Source organism: Streptomyces sp. 8N616, from assembly GCF_052246385.1.
GTDB lineage: Bacteria > Actinomycetota > Actinomycetes > Streptomycetales > Streptomycetaceae > Streptomyces.
This window is the reverse complement of record NZ_JBQQBY010000003.1, coordinates 146,812-163,789: the sequence shown is the minus strand read 5'-3', so window position 1 is coordinate 163,789 and position 16,978 is coordinate 146,812. Positions and strand designations below refer to the sequence as shown.

General features: G+C 72.1%; 13 protein-coding genes and 1 tRNA gene. 2 read left to right on the top strand and 12 right to left on the bottom strand.

Going from position 1 to position 16,978, the window contains the following annotated elements; genetic code table 11:
* Positions 1–272: 272 nt before the first annotated feature.
* Positions 273–770 carry a MarR family winged helix-turn-helix transcriptional regulator gene (locus tag ACTWQC_RS03870; protein ID WP_443314073.1) on the bottom strand — a complete coding sequence of 166 codons (498 nt, stop codon included), beginning with the start codon at positions 768–770 and terminating at the stop codon, positions 273–275.
* Positions 771–904: 134 nt separating this feature from the next.
* Between ACTWQC_RS03870 and ACTWQC_RS03865 the strand changes: the two genes are divergently transcribed.
* A complete protein-coding gene (locus ACTWQC_RS03865; RefSeq protein ID WP_443314072.1) occupies positions 905–1,720 on the top strand; it encodes a trans-aconitate 2-methyltransferase in 816 nt (271 codons plus the stop codon).
* 92 nt (positions 1,721–1,812) lie between these two features.
* Here ACTWQC_RS03865 and ACTWQC_RS03860 read toward each other — a convergent pair whose 3' ends face one another.
* Both ACTWQC_RS03860 and ACTWQC_RS03855 read right to left on the bottom strand, forming a co-directional pair.
* Entirely contained in the window at positions 1,813–2,499 is a 687-nt protein-coding gene (locus ACTWQC_RS03860; protein ID WP_443314071.1) for a TetR family transcriptional regulator, read from the bottom strand.
* A complete protein-coding gene (locus ACTWQC_RS03855) occupies positions 2,496–3,497 on the bottom strand; it encodes an acyl-CoA desaturase (protein ID WP_443314070.1) in 1,002 nt (333 codons plus the stop codon). Before ACTWQC_RS03855 ends, ACTWQC_RS03860 begins: the two co-directional genes overlap by 4 nt.
* Before the next feature lie 189 nt (positions 3,498–3,686).
* On the opposite strand from ACTWQC_RS03855, the gene ppc reads away from it, so the two are divergent.
* Positions 3,687–6,422, top strand: a complete 2,736-nt coding sequence (ppc, locus tag ACTWQC_RS03850) for a phosphoenolpyruvate carboxylase (protein ID WP_443314069.1) — start codon at positions 3,687–3,689, stop codon at positions 6,420–6,422.
* Between the two features lie 182 nt (positions 6,423–6,604).
* Here the strand turns inward: ppc and ACTWQC_RS03845 are convergent, their stop codons facing one another.
* The 9 genes from ACTWQC_RS03845 to ACTWQC_RS03805 form a co-directional block, all read right to left on the bottom strand.
* Positions 6,605–7,117 (bottom strand): hypothetical protein, encoded by a 513-nt coding sequence (locus ACTWQC_RS03845; protein WP_443314068.1) that lies wholly within the window; start codon positions 7,115–7,117, stop codon positions 6,605–6,607.
* 90 nt (positions 7,118–7,207) lie between these two features.
* Entirely contained in the window at positions 7,208–7,798 is a 591-nt protein-coding gene (pth, locus tag ACTWQC_RS03840; RefSeq protein WP_443314067.1) for an aminoacyl-tRNA hydrolase, read from the bottom strand.
* Positions 7,799–8,182: 384 nt separating this feature from the next.
* Positions 8,183–8,788, bottom strand: coding sequence for a 50S ribosomal protein L25/general stress protein Ctc (locus tag ACTWQC_RS03835; protein WP_443314066.1), 606 nt, complete (start codon positions 8,786–8,788; stop codon positions 8,183–8,185).
* Positions 8,789–8,986: 198 nt separating this feature from the next.
* Positions 8,987–9,964: a ribose-phosphate diphosphokinase gene (locus ACTWQC_RS03830; protein WP_443314065.1), complete on the bottom strand. Its 978-nt coding sequence runs from the start codon at positions 9,962–9,964 to the stop codon at positions 8,987–8,989.
* Positions 9,965–10,067: 103 nt separating this feature from the next.
* On the bottom strand, positions 10,068–11,531 hold the full coding sequence (glmU, locus tag ACTWQC_RS03825; protein ID WP_443314064.1) for a bifunctional UDP-N-acetylglucosamine diphosphorylase/glucosamine-1-phosphate N-acetyltransferase GlmU: 1,464 nt from the start codon (positions 11,529–11,531) through the stop codon (positions 10,068–10,070).
* A 144-nt stretch (positions 11,532–11,675) separates the two neighbouring features.
* Positions 11,676–11,747, bottom strand: a tRNA-Gln gene (locus ACTWQC_RS03820).
* 154 nt (positions 11,748–11,901) lie between these two features.
* On the bottom strand, positions 11,902–15,015 hold the full coding sequence (locus tag ACTWQC_RS03815; RefSeq protein ID WP_443314063.1) for an SUKH-4 family immunity protein: 3,114 nt from the start codon (positions 15,013–15,015) through the stop codon (positions 11,902–11,904).
* Between the two features lie 6 nt (positions 15,016–15,021).
* Positions 15,022–15,996, bottom strand: a complete 975-nt coding sequence (locus tag ACTWQC_RS03810) for an SMI1/KNR4 family protein (protein WP_443314062.1) — start codon at positions 15,994–15,996, stop codon at positions 15,022–15,024.
* A gap of 208 nt (positions 15,997–16,204) precedes the next feature.
* Positions 16,205–16,978: a hypothetical protein gene (locus ACTWQC_RS03805; protein WP_443314061.1), complete on the bottom strand. Its 774-nt coding sequence runs from the start codon at positions 16,976–16,978 to the stop codon at positions 16,205–16,207.

Sequence of the window (16,978 nt, the reverse complement as noted above, 5' to 3'; positions counted from 1 at the left end):
CTCCCCAGCGGTAGTCCCCCTGGGCCTGGCAGCCCGGGTGGGGGTCCCCCCAGCGGTAGCTGGGGGCGTGCCCCCAGAGGGAGCATCGCAAGGCGGTGGGGGTACCCCCGGACGGAGTCCGGGGGAGATCGTCCTCTGGGGTTCCCCATGCCGAAGGCCAGGGGAGGGTCTACTCGGACGACTCCGACAACGCAGCGAGGTGCCGCCCGCCGACGGAGTCGGCTGATGTCACTGCGGCGGCGTGGGGCGTTGTGCCTACGTCCCCCGGCGGCTTAGCCGGGGACGTTGTCGAACGGGGCGGTCAGCTGGCGTAGCAGGCCCGCGAGTTCGGCGCGCTGGGCGCGCGACAGCTCGCCAAGGATGGCCCGCTCCTGCTCGAGCAGCCCGGCCAGCGCCTGGTCGGCCCGGTCGCGGCCCTCGGCGGTGAGCCGGACCAGCACACCACGCCGGTCGCTGGGGTCCGGCAGCCGCTCGACCAGGCCCTTCTTGGCGAGCCTGTCGATGCGGTTGGTCATGGTCCCCGAGGTCACCAGAGTCTGAGTCAGCAGCTGCCCGGGCGAGAGCTGGTACGGGGCCCCGGCGCGGCGCAGTGACGTCAGGACGTCGAACTCCCAGGACTCCAGCCCGTGCTCGGAGAAGGCGAGCCGGCGGGCCCGGTCGAGATGGCGCGCCAGACGGCTCACGCGGCTGAGCACTTCGAGCGGCTCCACGTCGAGGTCAGGGCGCTCCCTCCGCCACGCTGCGACCAGCCGATCGACCTCGTCCTCCATGGCGATCAGTGTAGTAGGTCTGTCGACATGAAGTCTCTTGACGTCGAGAGATAGTCTGGTCAACGGATGGGCAATGTCGGCGCGAGGAAGTGAATTTCCACTTCCGTTCGCGCGCCAGAACAAGGGGGACAGACATGCCAGCTCCCACATGGGACCCGCAACAGTACCTTCGCCATTCGAGCCACCGGTCGCGCCCCTTCCACGACCTGCTCGCCCGAATACCCGACCTCCCCACGGGAGGCCATCCGGCCCGCATCGCCGACATCGGCTGCGGCCCCGGCAACGTCACCGCGCTCCTCGCCGACCGCTGGCCCCGAGCCCGTATCACCGGCTTCGACAACTCGCCGGAGATGCTCGCCAAGGCCGCCGAGCACGCCGGGCCCACCGAGGGCGGCGGCAGCCTCGACTTCCGCTCCGCGGACGCCGCCGGCTGGATCCCCGACGAGCCGTACGACCTGATCGTCTCCAACGCCGCGCTCCAGTGGGTGCCCGGCCACGCCGAGTCCTTCCCGGCCTGGACCGAGGCGCTCGCCCCCGGCGGCATCCTCGCCTTCCAGGTCCCGGGCAACTTCATCTCCCCCAGCCATGCCCTGCTCGGCGAGCTGTGCGACAGCCCGCAGTGGCGGGAGCGCCTCGGCAGCCACGGGCGGCGCTTCGTCCACGTCCTCGAACCGTGGGAGTACCTGACCCGGCTCACCGACCTCGGCTGCGAGGCCGACGCCTGGGAGACCACCTACATCCAGCTCCTCCAGGGCGAGGACCCGGTCCTCGACTGGGTCAAGGGCACCGCCCTGCGGCCCGTCCTGACCGCCCTGGCGGACGACGAGCCGGCCTGCGAGGAGTTCCTCGCCCAGTACCGCGACCTGCTGCGCAAGGCCTACCCGCCGGGCCCGCACGGCACGGTCTTCCCGTTCCGGCGGATCTTCGCCGTGGCGCGAAGGGTCGCCTGAATCGCCGGTGCCACCGGCCACGTCCGGCTCGCGGCGGCGCGGGGCAGAACCCCGGAAGGGCCGGCCGCCGGACAGGCACAGGGCCTGGGGCCCTAGCTCCGGCGGTGGCCTATCAGCCGGGGCTTCGGCTCCAGGCCGTCGAGCCCGTGCCAGGCCAGATTCACCAGGTGCGCCGCCACTTCCGCCTTCTTCGGCTTCCGCACGTCCAGCCACCACTGGCCGGTCAGCGCCACCATCCCCACCAGCGCCTGCGCGTACAGCGGCGCCAGCTTCGGATCGAAGCCCCTGGCCTTGAACTCCAGGCCCAGAATGTCCTCCACCTGCGTGGCGATATCGCTGATCAGCGAGGCGAAGGTGCCCGTCGACTGGGCGACGGGGGAGTCCCGTACGAGGATGCGGAACCCGTCCGTGTACGACTCGATGTAGTCCAGCAGCGCGAACGCCGCCTGCTCCAGCAGCTCCCGCGGATGCCCCGCGGTCAGCGCGCCCGTCACCATCTCCAGCAGCTGCCGCATCTCGCGGTCCACCACGACCGCGTAGAGCCCCTCCTTGCCGCCGAAGTGCTCGTAGACCACCGGCTTCGAGACCCCGGCCTTCGCCGCGATCTCCTCCACCGACGTGCCCTCGAAACCCTTCTCGGCGAACAGCGTGCGACCGATGTCCAGCAGCTGCTCCCGGCGCTCCTTGCCGGTCATCCGCACCCGGCGGGCGCGCCGGGCTCCCGGCGAGGAGGGCCGGGTCTTGTCGCTGCTGCTGTCGATCGCCACGCCGTCAATCATGCCGCCTTTGCGGCGTCGCTCTCATCCGAGATACCGCCCTTGCGCCGGGCCTCGAGCCGCGAGGCGTCCGGCCACCGCACGTCGTACGCCCAGCCGAGCCGCTCGAACCAGCGGATGATCCGGGCGCTGGAGTCCACCTGGCCCCTCATCACGCCGTGCCGCGCGCAGGTGGGGTCGGCGTGGTGCAGGTTGTGCCAGGACTCGCCGCACGACAGCACCGCCAGCCACCACACGTTCCCCGAGCGGTCACGCGACTTGAAGGGGCGCTTGCCGACCGCGTGGCAGATCGAGTTGATCGACCACGTGACGTGGTGCAGCAGGGCGACCCGGACGAGCGAACCCCAGAAGAACGCCGTCGCGGCACCCGTCCAGGACCACGTCACCAGACCGCCCACCAGCGCCGGGAAGGCCATCGAGATGACCGTCCACACGACGAACTGCCGGGAGATCGCGCGGATCGTCGCGTCCTTGATCAGGTCGGGCGCGTACTTGTGCTGCGGCGTCCGCTCCTCGTCGAACATCCAGCCGACGTGGGCCCACCAGAGGCCCTTGATCAGGGCCGGTACGGTTTCGCCGTACCGCCACGGCGAGTGCGGGTCGCCCTCGGCGTCCGAGAACTTGTGGTGCTTGCGGTGATCGGCCACCCAGCGCACCAGCGGCCCCTCGACCGCCAGCGAACCGGCCAGCGCGAGCGCGATCCGCAGCGGGCGCTTCGCCTTGAAGGAGCCGTGCGTGAAATAGCGGTGGTAACCGACGGTGACGCCATGGCAGCCCAGGAAGTACATGACGGTCATCAGCCCCAGGTCCAGCCAGCTCACCCCCCAGCCCCACGCCAAAGGCACCGCCGCGACCAGCGCGACGAACGGAACGGTGATGAACAGCAGCAGAGTGATCTGCTCGAGCGACCCCTTGCTGTCCCCGCTCAGCGTGGCGGACGGCATGGGAGTGGTGTCGGTCGCCTTCGGGGCGTCTTCGATCACATCGGGGCTTGTGGTCATGGGGGCGTCCCTCATCGGACTGGACACGGCTACGGTTCCGTAACCTACGGCATCGTAAGTATGGCAGGGCGAGATGTCCGGGCAAGAGGCTGTGGATAACGGCGTGGTGACCGCGACCTATCCTGGTGGCGTCGGACAGCGCGGTCCGCACCCCGCCCATCGTGCAATCCACTGCAAGGAGCCGCACCTGTGAGCAGTGCCGACATCACCCCTGAGACCTCGGACAACGCAGCGCTGCGTGCCGACATCCGCAGGCTCGGCGACCTGCTGGGAGAGACCCTCGTCCGTCAGGAAGGGCCCGATCTCCTCGACCTCGTCGAGCGTGTCCGCGCCCTCACCCGTACGGACGGCGAGGCTGCGGCCAACCTGCTCCGCGACACCGATCTGGAGACCGCGGCCAAGCTCGTCCGCGCCTTCTCCACGTACTTCCACCTGGCGAACATCACCGAGCAGGTGCACCGCGGGAAGGAGCTGCGCACCCGGCGCGCCGCCGAGGGCGGACTCCTGGCCCGTACCGCGGACCGGCTGAAGGACGCCGACCCGGAGCACCTGCGCCGCACGGTCGAGCACCTCGGCGTCCGGCCCGTCTTCACGGCCCACCCCACCGAGGCCGCCCGTCGCAGCGTTCTCAACAAGCTCCGCCGTATCGCCGCCCTGCTCGACACGCCCGTCGACGGCGGCGACCGGCGCCGCGCCGACCTGCGCCTCGCCGAGAACATCGATCTCATCTGGCAGACCGACGAGCTGCGCGTGGCCCGTCCCGAGCCCGCCGACGAGGCCCGTAACGCCATCTACTACCTCGACGAGCTCCACCAGGGCGCCGTCGGCGACGTCCTCGAGGACCTCGCCGCCGAGCTCGAGCGGGTCGGCGTCGAGCTCCCCGGCGGCACCCGGCCCCTCACCTTCGGCACCTGGATCGGCGGCGACCGCGACGGCAACCCCAACGTGACCCCCGAGGTCACCTGGGAGGTGCTGATCCTCCAGCACGAGCACGGCATCACCGACGCCCTCGAGGCCGTCGACAGCCTCCGCGGCCTGCTCTCGAACTCCATCCGCTACACCGGCGCCACCGAGGAGCTCCTCTCCTCCCTCCAGACCGACCTGGAGCTGCTGCCCGAGATCAGCCCGCGCTACAAGCGCCTGAATGCCGAGGAGCCCTACCGCCTCAAGGCCACCTGCATCCGGCAGAAGCTGGTCAACACCCGCGAGCGGCTCGCCCGGGGCATCGCGCACGAGCCCGGACGCGACTACCTCGGCACCGCCGAGCTGATCCAGGACCTCTCACTGATCCAGGATTCCCTGCGCGCCCACCGCGGCGGCCTCTTCGCCGACGGCCGCCTGGACCGTACGATCCGCACGCTCGCCGCCTTCGGCCTCCAGCTGGCGACCATGGACGTACGGGAGCACGCCGACGCCCACCACCACGCCCTGGGGCAGCTCTTCGACCGGCTCGGCGAGGAGTCCTGGCGGTACGCCGACATGCCCCGGGACTACCGGACCAAGCTCCTCGCCAAGGAGCTCCGCTCCCGCCGCCCGCTCGCCCCCACCCCGGCGCCTCTGGACGCCGCCGGCGAGAAGACGCTCGGCGTCTTCGAGACCATCGGCAAGGCCCTGCGGCGCTTCGGCCCCGAGGTCATCGAGTCCTACATCATCTCGATGTGCCAGGGCGCCGACGACGTCTTCGCCGCCGCCGTGCTGGCGCGCGAAGCGGGCCTCATCGACCTGCACGCCGGCTGGGCCAAGATCGGCATCGTCCCGCTGCTGGAGACCACGGACGAGCTGCGCGCCGCCGACGTCATCCTCGACGACATGCTCGCCGACCCCTCCTACCGGCGCCTGGTCGCCCTCCGCGGCGACGTCCAGGAGGTCATGCTCGGCTACTCCGACTCCTCCAAGTTCGGTGGCATCACCACGAGCCAGTGGGAGATCCACCGGGCGCAGCGGCGGCTGCGTGACGTCGCCCACCGCTACGGCGTACGCCTGCGGCTCTTCCACGGCCGCGGCGGCACCGTGGGCCGCGGCGGCGGCCCCACCCACGACGCGATCCTCGCCCAGCCCTACGGCACCCTCGAAGGCGAGATCAAGGTCACAGAGCAGGGCGAGGTCATCTCCGACAAGTACCTCGTGCCGTCCCTGGCCCGGGAGAACCTCGAGCTGACCGTCGCCGCGACCCTCCAGGCCTCGGCCCTGCACACCGCGCCCCGCCAGTCCGACGAGGCCCTCGCCCGCTGGGACGCGGCCATGGACACGGTCTCGGAGGCTGCGCACACCGCGTACCGCAGGCTGGTCGAGGACCCGGACCTGCCCGCGTACTTCTTCGCGTCCACGCCCGTGGACCAGCTCGCCGAGCTGCACCTGGGCTCCCGGCCCTCCCGGCGGCCCGACTCCGGCGCCGGGCTCGACGGGCTCCGGGCCATCCCGTGGGTCTTCGGCTGGACGCAGTCGCGGCAGATCGTGCCCGGCTGGTTCGGGGTCGGCTCCGGACTCAAGGCCGCGCGCGAGGCCGGGCTCGACGGGGTCATCGGCGAGATGCACCGGGAGTGGCACTTCTTCCGCAACTTCCTGTCGAACGTCGAGATGACGCTCACGAAGACGGATCTGCGGATCGCGCGCCACTACGTGGACACACTCGTGCCCGACGAGCTGAAGCACGTCTTCGCGGCGATCGAGGCCGAGCACGAGCTCACGGTCCAGGAGGTGCTGCGGATCACCGGTGAGCGCGCGCTGCTGGACCACAACCCGGTGCTCCAGCAGACCTTCCGGGTCCGCGACGCCTACCTCGACCCGATCTCGTACCTGCAGGTCACGCTGCTGGACCGGCAGCGGAAGGCCGCCGCGCGCGGCGAGGCGCCGGACCCGCTGCTGGGGCGTGCCCTGCTGCTCACGGTCAACGGTGTGGCCGCGGGCCTGCGCAACACGGGCTGACGCCCCTGGCCCTCGGCATGGGGGACCCAGCGGTCCGCACCCGCACCCACCACACAACGGCTGCCCCGCGCCTTCCGGCGCGGGGCAGCCGTTGTTGAAGGAGAATTGCGGGCCGACTCCTCGCCCGTCACCTGCGGACAGCGGGGCCCCCAGCCGCGCACGGTGCAGTCATGAGGCGCGTCTCATAGCGTCGCGAAGGACGCTCCCAGGAGGGCCAGGCCCAGAAGGCCGATGGCCCATGCCGTACGGCGCATCCGCAGGCCGCCCGCGACCACGAGCGCCGCAAGCAGCAGCGCGCCCCCGAACGGCACCCACGCGTACAGGGCTCCGCCCCACCCCGTTCGTACGACCTCGTTCGTACCCGGCTTCACCGCGACCAGCAGCCGCTCGCCCGTCTTGTGCGTGACCGACTTGTCGATCGACACCTTCGGCCGGTCCGTCCCCGCCGCGTCCGCCGGGACGAACGGCCCCGTGCACGTGTCGGAACCGCACCGGGTGATCGTGACGGTTCCCCGCTCCCGGCCCTTGGTCAGCATCGAGTGCTGCGCCGTCCCCCACGAGGTCCACACCCCGGCGGCGAGCAGCAGCAGCGCCACGCTCGCCATCGCCACGTTCTTGCCGACCAGCAGCAGGCCGTAGGCGCTCTCGCCGGCACGGCGGACAGGGTTGCGTCGGGTGCTGGTGGTTTTGGCCATGGCGGCGATCCTTGGCCATCCGGAAGCACTCGGTCAACCGTCGGACCGCGCCTTGGGAGGGGCTGTCCCGTTAGGCGTTCCGTTGGCCCGTTAGGAGTTATACGTGCCTTGCGCCCGCTCCAGGCCGTCCACGATCAGCGTCTCCACGGCGTCCGCCGCCCGGTCCACGAAGTAGTCCAGCTCCTTGCGCTCTGTCGAGGAGAAGTCCTTCAGCACGAACGCGGCCACATCCATCCGGCCCGGCGGACGGCCGATGCCGAAGCGCACCCGGTGGTAGTCCGGGCCCATCGCCTTCGTGATCGACTTCAGGCCGTTGTGCCCGTTGTCCCCGCCGCCCTTCTTCAGGCGCAGCGCCCCGTAGTCGATGTCCAGTTCGTCGTGGATGGCGACGATGTTGCCGACCGGCACCTTGTAGAAGTCGCGCAGGGCGTTCACCGGGCCGCCGGACAGGTTCATGTACGACATGGGCTTGGCGATCACCACCCGGCGGCTCGTCGGGCCCGGGGAGCCCAGCCGCCCTTCGACGACCTGTGCGCGGGCCTTGTGCGCCTTGAACCGGCCGCCGATCCGCTCTGCGAGCAGGTCGGCCACCATGAACCCCACGTTGTGGCGGTTGGCTGCGTGCTCGGGGCCGGGGTTGCCCAGACCCACGATCAGCCAGGGGCTGTCCACATCGCTCATCTGCCTGTCTCCTTGACGGCTCAGCGGCCCGGCGCCTCCGGCGCGGAACAACGGCTCAACCGCTGTCTCGCGCCGCAGGCGCGAGACAGCGGTTGGAGAGGGTTCCCCGGGGCGAGGCCCCGGCCCCCACCGACGCTGAGGCAGAGCCTCAGCAGCCGACGAGCCGGGCAGTCGCCACGTCTCGGGTGCGCCTCAGCGGGGCGGTCCGGTTCGGGTGCCCGGCGGGGCGGGTCCGGTTCGGTTGCCCCGGCTCGGGCCCCTGGCCGGGGCAGTCCGGTCGCGTGCCCGGCGGATCGCCACGCCTGGGGTGTGCCTCCGACGGGGCGGTCCCGGCCATCGTGCCCGGCAGGGCGGTCAGGACTCGGCGCCCTTGCCGGAGGGCGGTCAGGACTCGGCGGCCTCGGCGGCGGCCTCGGCCTCCTCGGCCTCCTCCTCGGCCGTCGGCTCCTCGGCCTGCGCGGCCAGGACCTGCAGCACCACCGCGTCCTCCTCGACGGCCAGCGTGGTGCCCTTCGGCAGCTGGATGTCCTTCGCCAGGACGGAGGCGCCGGACTCCAGGCCCTCGATGGAGACGGAGACGGACTCCGGGATGTGCGTCGCCTCGGCCTCGACCGGCAGCGCGTTCAGCACGTGCTCCAGCAGGTTGCCGCCCGGGGCCAGCTCGCCCTCGGTCTGGATCGGCACCTCGACGTTGACCTTCTCGCCGCGCTTCACCAGCAGCAGGTCGACGTGCTCGATGAAGCCCTTCAGCGGGTCGCGCTGCACGGCCTTCGGGATCACGAGCTCCTTGAAGCCGTCCGCGTTCAGGGAGATGAGAACGTTCGGGGTCTTGAGCGCGAGGAACAGGTCGTGGCCCGGCAGGGTCACGTGGACCGGGTCGCCCCCGTGCCCGTAGACGACGGCGGGAACCTTGCTGTCACGACGGATCCGGCGGGCAGCGCCCTTGCCGAACTCCTTGCGGATCTCACCGGAGATCTTGACCTCAGCCATGCTGCACTCCTCGTAGAAGACTTCGATTCGACGGCCGTCACCCGGCCCACGACAGACCTGCTACGAAGAGCGCGTCGATTACGGACCGCCGTACGACACGCGTACGGCCTCCCTCGCCGAGCAACTCCATGAGTCTACCCGGCGGGGAGGCCGCCTCAGAAATCGATCGATCAGCAGATGCCCCTTCGGCGTCTGTGATCAGGCCTGCTCGTCGAAGAGGCTGGTCACCGAGCCGTCCTCGAACACCTCGCGCACCGCGCGCGCGATCGTTGGTGCCATCGACAGCACCGTGATCTTGTCGAGCTCCTGCTCGCCGGGCGTCGGCAGCGTGTTCGTGAAGATGAACTCGCTCACCTTCGAGTTCTTCAGCCGGTCCCCGGCCGGGCCCGACAGCACGCCGTGGGTCGCCGCCACGATCACGTCCTCCGCGCCGTTGGCGAACAGCGCGTCCGCCGCAGCGCAGATCGTGCCACCCGTGTCGATCATGTCGTCGACCAGGACGCACACCCGGCCCTTCACATCACCGACGACCTCGTGCACGGTCACCTGGTTCGCGACTTCCTTGTCACGCCGCTTGTGCACGATCGCCAGCGGCGCGCCCAGCCGGTCGCACCAGCGGTCGGCCACCCGTACCCGGCCGGCGTCCGGCGACACGACCGTCAGCTTCTCGTTGTCGACCTGCGCGCCCACGTAGTCCGCCAGCACCGGCAGCGCGAACAGGTGGTCCACCGGGCCGTCGAAGAAGCCCTGGATCTGGTCGGTGTGCAGATCGACCGTGAGGATCCGGTCGGCGCCCGCCGTCTTCAGCAGGTCCGCGATCAACCGGGCCGAGATCGGCTCGCGGCCTCGGTGCTTCTTGTCCTGCCGGGCGTAGCCGAAGAAGGGGAGGATCACGGTGATGCTCCGCGCGGAGGCCCGCTTCAGAGCATCGATCATGATCAGTTGCTCCATGATCCATTTGTTGATCGGAGCCGTGTGGCTCTGGATGACGAAACAGTCCGCGCCTCTCGCCGACTCCTGGTAGCGGACGTAGATCTCGCCGTTGGCGAAGTCGAACACCTTGGTCGGGACCAGGCCCACGCCCAGCTGATGCGCGACCTCCTCCGCCAGCTCGGGGTGAGCGCGGCCGGAGAATAGCATCAGCTTCTTCTCGCCGGTCGTCTTGATCCCGGTCACAGAACAATCTCCTTGCCAGCAGAAATGGGTGTGGGGTTGGTGGGGGCACCTGTTCTCACGGTACGCCCCGGGCGCATGCGCCCGCGCTCGGCCGACGCTCGCCTCACAGCTCGTCCTCCGGTGCTTCGCGAGCAGCCTGCGCGGCCCGGGCGGCCGCGCTCCCCGGGCGCTTACGGGCGACCCAGCCCTCGATGTTGCGCTGCTGGCCGCGGGCGACCGCGAGCGAACCCGGGGGCACGTCCTTGGTGATGACCGAGCCGGCGGCGGTGTACGCGCCGTCCCCGACCGTGACGGGAGCCACGAACATGTTGTCGGAACCGGTCCGGCAGTGGGAGCCGATCGTGGTGTGGTGCTTGGCCACCCCGTCGTAGTTCACGAACACGCTGGCCGCGCCGATGTTGGTCTGGTCGCCGATCGTCGCGTCACCTACGTAGGAGAGGTGCGGCACCTTCGTGCCCTCGCCGATGTCGGCGTTCTTCATCTCCACGTACGTCCCGGCCTTCGCCTTCCGGCCGAGCTTCGTTCCGGGCCGCAGATACGCGAACGGGCCGACGCTCGCGCCCGCGCCGACCTGTGCGCCGTCCGCGACCGCGTTGGTGACCCGCGCACCCTCGCCCACCGCGGTGTCGGTCAGCGTGCAGTTCGGGCCGACCTCCGCGTTCGCCGCGAGGTGCGTGGCGCCGTGCAGCTGGGTGCCGGGGTGGATCAGCGCGTCGGGCTCGAACGTCACCGTCACGTCCACCCACGTAGTCGCCGGGTCGACGACCGTCACACCGCTCAGCATCGCCGCGCGCAGCAGCCGCTCGTTCAGCAGCCTGCGCGCCTCGGCGAGCTGCACGCGATTGTTGATCCCCAGGATCTCCCGGTGATCGTCCGCCACGGCCGCGCCCACCCGGTGGCCCGCCTCGCGCAGGATGCCGAGCACATCGGTGAGGTACTCCTCGCCCTGGCTGTTGTCCGTACGCACCTTGCCGAGCGCGTCCGCGAGCAGCCGCCCGTCGAACGCGAAGACCCCCGAGTTGATCTCGTTGATCGCGCGCTGTGCGTCGGTGGCGTCCTTGTGCTCGACGATCGCGGTGACGGCGCCGTCCGCCGGGTCGCGCACGATGCGGCCGTAGCCGGTGGAGTCGGGGACGACGGCGGTCAGAACGGTGACGGCGTTGCCGTCGGCGGTGTGCGCGTCCGCGAGGCCGCGGAGGGTGCCGCCGGTGAGGAGCGGGGTGTCGCCGCAGACGACGACCACGGTCCCGTCGACGGGCTCGCCGCCCGCCTTCTTCGCGAGCTCCTCGAGAGCCATCCGTACGGCGTGACCTGTGCCGTTCTGTTCGTGCTGCACGGCGGTGCGGACGCCCGGATCGATCTCGGAGAGGTGCGCGGTGACCTGCTCACGGGCGTGCCCGACGACCACGACGAGCTCCTCGGGGCCGAGCTCGCGCGCGGCGGCCACGACATGGCCGACGAGGGACCGGCCGCAGATGCTGTGCAGGACCTTGGGTGTCGCCGACTTCATACGGGTGCCCTCACCCGCTGCGAGGACGACGACGGCTGCCGGGCGGTTGGCGCTCACGGGTGTGCCCTTCGGCTTCGGGTGGTGGACACTCGCAGGATACCGGGGCGTTTTGCACCGGAAATGCAGCGGGTCCTGACCTAGGAGTCAGGACCCGTTGAAGTGAACGATGAGCTGTGCGAAGAGCTGTGAGCTCCCCTTGAGCTCCGCTGCCAGGACTCGAACCTGGAATGATGGGACCAAAACCCACAGTGTTGCCAATTACACCACAGCGGATAGCGAATTGGGTCAATCGGACGCCTAGCTAGATCGCCGAATGAGCCCCCACCACTATGCCGTACCAGCGGCCTTCGATGCGACGGTATACGGCGGTGCCGTCCCGTAGGCGTACGGGGTCACGGGTGCCCTGGGGCGGGCGTTGGTTGGCGGCTTACAGGAGGCCGTCCCACATCTGCTCGAGCAGGACCGACCACCAGTTCTCCGGGTTGGCGAGGGCGGCCGGGTCCAGGGAGGCCAGCTGGGCCTGGAAGTCGACGGTCCAGCGGCCCGCCTGCTCGGGCGTCAGTCCGAAGCGCAGGCGCCACATCCGGCCCAGCAGCGCCAGGCAGCGGACGAACTCCGGGAGCCCGGAGTTGGCGAACTGCGGCGGTGCCGGCTGGCCGCCGGGCCCGGCCTCGACCGGTACGGCGACGATGTGCGCCGTGCCGTACTGGACGCAGAGCTGGCGCCCGAAGTCGTTGCCCATGACGAGGTACGACCCCGCGTCGGGCGCGGGCTGAACGCCCCGCTCCGCGGCGAGCTCGGCCAGCGTCGGCACCGGGCGGCCCGGCTGGGCCTGCGCCCAGAAGAACGGGCCGAAGTCCACCGGCAGACCCGCCCAGACCAGCGTCTGCGCGACCACCTCGGGCACGCCCTGCCGGGACACCGCCCGCTGGTCGAAGCGGAAGACGCCCTGCGGGCCGAACGACTGCAGCAGCTCCTGCGCCAGCGCCTGGGGCGGGACCGGCGGGGCCGGCGGCACCTGGTTCGGGTGCGGCAGCGGAACCCGGTTCGGCGCGGGCCGCGCCGGGCCGTCCGCGACCTGGTGCAGCTCGCCCTGGTGCTCGATCAGATGCCGTACGCCCTGCTGGCGCGTGGCGTGGTCACGGCCGTACGGGGCGGTGTTGCTGATCCGTACCTGCGGCCACGTCTCGCGGATCATGCGGGCGCAGTAGCCGCCCGGCAGATCGCAGGACTCCAGCTCGGTGTGCAGCTCCAGCACCTGCTGGGGCGGGACGCCCATGGCGCGCAGCTCGTGCAGGATCTGCCACTCGGGGTGCGGGGTGCCGGGCGCGGAGCGGCGGATCAGCTGCTGCTCGGAGCCGTCCTGAGCGCGGTAGCGCAGTACGGCCATGTAGCCGGGGCCGACCATCGGCTGGCCGGCGGGGGGCTGCGGGTAGCCGTAAGCGTTGGGGGTGCCGGGGGGCATGCCGGCGGCGCCGGGCGTGCCGGGCATTCCGGGGGCGCCCGGGGCACCGGGCATTCCAGGTGCGCCTGGCATTCCGGGGGCACCGGGCATTCCAGGCGGGCCTGGCATTCCGGGCGTGCCTGGTGCGCCGGGCGGCATCCCGGGGGCTCCCGGCCCGGGCGCCGGTGGGGTGCCGGGGTCACCGGCGAGCATGGTGGCGGCCGCATGTACGCCACCGGGTCCGGCGGGTCCGGTGGGTCCGGCGGGGGCGCCGGGCTGGCCGGGGGCGGGCGGATGCGTGCCGGGTTGGCCGGGGGGTTGGGGTCCGGCGGGTCCTTGGGCGCCGGGGGTGCCGGGGCGTCCGGGGCCGGAGGAGTCGGCGAGCATCGTCGCTGCGGCGTGCACTCCGCCGGGACCGCCAGGGCCGCCGGATCCGGGCGCACCGGGCTGGCCGGGAGCGGGCGGAGGCGTACCCGGACTGCCGTCGGAGGGAAGGGCCGAGACCAGTTGGGTCGGGATGTAGCCACCGGCCGGTGCGCCGGGAGCGCCGGGTCCCGAGGCCGGGGGCGCTCCGGCGCCCGGGGTGCCGGGGGCGCCCGGAGGCGGCGGGGTACCCGGGTTGCCGCCGCGGGCGCCGGGCGTGCCCGGGGCACCGGGCACGCCGGGTCCCGCCTGGCCCGGGAAGCCCGGGTCGTCGAGGGCAGGGGCGACGGTCGTACGGGGCAGCCGGCTGCCGCTCGACATCAGCTCGGTCTTGGCGTCCGCGCTCACGCCGGGCGGAGGCGGAGCGTCTTCGTCGTCGGAGCCGACGAGCGGTGGCGCGAAGACCGTGGCGGGCAGGTCGACCGACCGGTCGTCGTCATCGCTGGGCGTGTTGGCGTCGGCCCACGGCGTACCCCCCAGGGGCGCGCCGGGACTGCCGCCGCTACCGGTGGGACCACCGGGCTGGGATGGGCCGCCGCCCGGCTGCGACGCGGGGGCACCGGTGGTGGGCTCATACGGCACGGCCCCGGCCCCAGCCTCCGGCCACGCCGCCCCTGCCGCAGGCGATCCGGATCCACCACCGGGCGTCCCGGGCCCGACTGCCCCGGCACCGGACGCCGCTGCGCCGGGTGATCCGGCGCTGTGCGCCCCGGAGTTGGGATCCGTAGCACCGGTGGCCCCGACACCGTGCGCTCCCACGCCAGGCGTCGCAGCGCCGGGGGCTCCGGCGGGCGTCCCTGCGCCGTGTGCTCCCGCGCCAGGGTTCGCCGTGCCCGGCGTTGCAGCGCCGGATGTCCCGGGCGCAGGCGTCCCGCCGGGCGTCCCCGCGCCAGGGGTCCCGGCACCGGGCAGGCCTGGGTCAGGCGTCGCCGCGCCGGGCGTCCCCGCGCTATATGCCCCCGAGTTGGGGATCGCCGTGCCATGGGTTCCGGGGGAAGCCGTCCCGACGTGTGCCCCTGCGCCAGGTGCACCGACACCGGTCGGCCCTGCGCCGACGCTCACCGTGCCCGGCCGCCCGGCCTCGGGCGCGCCTGTGCCAGGCGTTGCCACGCCGGGCACCTCGGGACCGGCTGGTCCCGCACCGGCGTTCGCCGTACCCGACTGCCCGGCGCCGGGCGTTCCCGCGCCAAGCGTCCCGCCTGCGCCAGCCGTCCCACCCGCGCCAGGCTCCCCGGCCGCGCCGGCAGCGCCCGGTGCCGCCGAGCGGCCGTGGCCGGACGAGCGGTGGTCCGGGATGCCGAGTTGGTCGGCTGCTTCCTGGAGCCACTGCGGCGGCGTCAGCAGGAAGGACGTCGCCTCGAGGTCGATCCGCTGCGGCGGCGCGTCGGCCGCCTGAGCGGCGCCGTCGTCGGACGGAGCGCCGTACTCCTCCTCGTACCGCCGGATGATCTCGCCCACCGGCAGCCCCGGCCACAGCGTGGCCTCGCCGCTGTCCCGGGCGATCACCAGCCGGGCGCGGCCGCCGTCCGAGGTCGGTCCGTCCTCGCGGTCCTCGGCCCAGGCCACGAAGCCCAGGTCGAACTCCCGTACCCGCACCTCGCGGTGCTGGTACGCGGGCACGTCGCCGTTGACCCAGCGCTCCGCGCGCTCCTGCGCCTGCGCGAATGTCACCATCGCGCCTCACCCCTCCACCGGGACGGCGTGCGCGAAGCCGCCGTCCACCATCAGGTTCGCCACGGTCTCCAGCTCCGGCGGGTTGCCCGCCAGCCGCTGCAGGAAGTCGTCGAAGTCGTCGCCGCAGGGCAGCAGCAGCCGCTCCACCCGCTCCTGGACCGTGGAGCCGTCGCGGTCGCGCGCGTCGTCGTACGCGCAGAACCACACCGACCCGATCGCCTGTCCCCTCACCTTCACCGCGAGCACGCCGCCCTGGACGAAGGCCACGCCCAGGTAGTCCTTGCTGAAGTGGTCGCGCAGGCACTTGTTGACGTAGACGAGGTCGTTGACCGCCGCCTCGTCGCGCACCGTGAAGAACGGCTGGTCGACCAGGAGCCCCAGCTGCGGGTCGAGCGCGACGCCCACGGGCGCGCAGCCGCCCGCAGCCTTGAGGAAGGAGCGGTACGCGCCCGGCAGCCGGTAGCCGAGGTCCTCCTCGACGCCGAGAATCTGGTCCTCGCTGACCGAAAGCGCCTTGCTGGGCAGCCCGAAGTGCACGGGCCGGGTCTCCTGGAGCGGCCGCGTACCGCGCTTGTCGTGGTCGACGGCGGCCGTCGCGAGGCCGCCGTGGTGCCGCAGCAGCGCCTTGACCTCGGCGGGGACGAGCTCCACACGGCGGGTGCCGGGGACGTGGTGCCAGGTCCAGCCGTGCGGGGTCGCGACCGGCGGGAGGCTGGCCCACAGCTCGTGTCCCTCGGCGTGCAGCGCGGCGTTCGCCGACACGTAGTCGGTCAGCCGCAGCTCGTCGACGCCGAACCCCTCGGGAGGCTCGGCGATCTCGGCCGCCGCCCGCGCATAGAGCGAGAAGTCCGGAAATCCGCGTTCGTCCACCCGTACGCCTCTGGTGTGGCGGGCGGCCCTGACCGGGTCCGGAAAATGTACGACCTGCCCGGCGTAGGCCGAGTTCGGTGGCGCGGCCTGCCCGAGCCGACCTGTCGTCATGGCGGTTGCCCCCTGCTGCGTACGACTGTTCCCGCACAGCCTATGCGTTGCCGCCACAGGGGGTGTCTCCCCGGTCCCGCGCCGCCTCACGCGGGGGCGGACTCAGCTCGGGCTCAACTCGGGCTCAACTTCCTGACCTGCTTCGGACTTGGTCTCCGGCTCGGCCTCCGACCCTGCTTCCGGCTCGGCTCCCGACCCGGTTTCCGGCTCAGCTCCCGGCCGCGGCGACGAGCTTCTCGTGCTGTTTGGCCGCGACGCTCCGCTCCACCGCGGTCGCCTTCCCTGACAGCGGGATCGACAGATATGTCGCCGTGTTGGCGCCGGTGCGGACGACCGTCACCACGACCGCCGCCTCGTCCCCCTTCTGCGCCAGGGAGAAGGTCACGGACTCGTCTCCGGCCGTCGCTCCCGGCGCGCGGCCGACCGTGAAGTCCGTCGCGTCACCGCCGCTTTCGGTTCCGGTGAACGCCTCGCAGGCGCCGACCGCCTTCTTCAGCTCCCCGAGCCACCGGCGCGCGTCGCCGTCGTCGTACGCGGACAGCAGCAGCGCCTGGAAGACGGCGCCGTCGCCGAAGCCGCCCTTCGCGAGCGTGCCGTTCGCGGTCGCCGTGCGCGCGTAGGAGGACTTGGACGCGAGCGCCTCGGCGATGGGCCGGCACTCCTTCCGGTCCACCTCCGCCGGGTCCTCGGAAGCGATGTCGTCGGCCTTCGCGCGCTGCACGTCGTACCCGGAGATGTCGCCCTTCCTCAGCAGCGCGGACCCCAACTCCCCCTTCGTCAAAGGCCGTACGCCAGAACCCGGCCCCGACCCCCGTTCCGTACCGCCGTCGCGCGCCTGGCCGCCCTTCCCGCCGTCCTCCTTCTTCCCCTCCGCGGAGTCCCCGCCGTCCCCCGTGCAGGCGACCGCGGACAGAGCGAGCAGGGGCGCGGCGAGGAGGCCCGCGAGGGCGCGGTGCATACGAGTACGGGTCCGGGTGCGCAT